We start from the raw sequence: 359 nt of genomic DNA on the forward strand, positions 1-359 counted from the left end.
TTCGACCTGGCAGCCGGACCCGTCTTCCGCACCGCCCTCGGCCGCCTGGCACCGGACGACCACGTACTCGTCCTCGTAGCGCACCACATCGTCGCCGACGGCTGGTCAGTAGGAATCCTCACCGACGAGTTGGCCCACCTTTATGCCGCGGAAACCGGCGTCACCGCTTCGGATCCGTTGCCTGGTCTGGCCGTGCAGCCGGCCGACCACGCCGTCTGGCAACGTGCCCGCCTCGACGATGAGGAGTTGGGTCGCCAACTCGATCGCTGGCGGATGATCCTGGCCGACCTACCGACGCTGGACTTCCCCACCGACCGGCCCCGGCCGGCTCACCCCACCGGCGCCGGAGCCTGGGCAGG

At 69.9% G+C, this 359-nt stretch carries 1 protein-coding gene; it reads left to right on the plus strand.

What is annotated here, in order from left to right; genetic code table 11:
* Positions 1-359, plus strand: a 359-nt coding sequence (locus ACPXB1_RS30680; protein WP_425736186.1) for a condensation domain-containing protein, incomplete at both ends; no start/stop codon positions are given.

This window comes from Micromonospora sp. DT68 (assembly GCF_049847245.1).
GTDB lineage: Bacteria > Actinomycetota > Actinomycetes > Mycobacteriales > Micromonosporaceae > Micromonospora > Micromonospora profundi.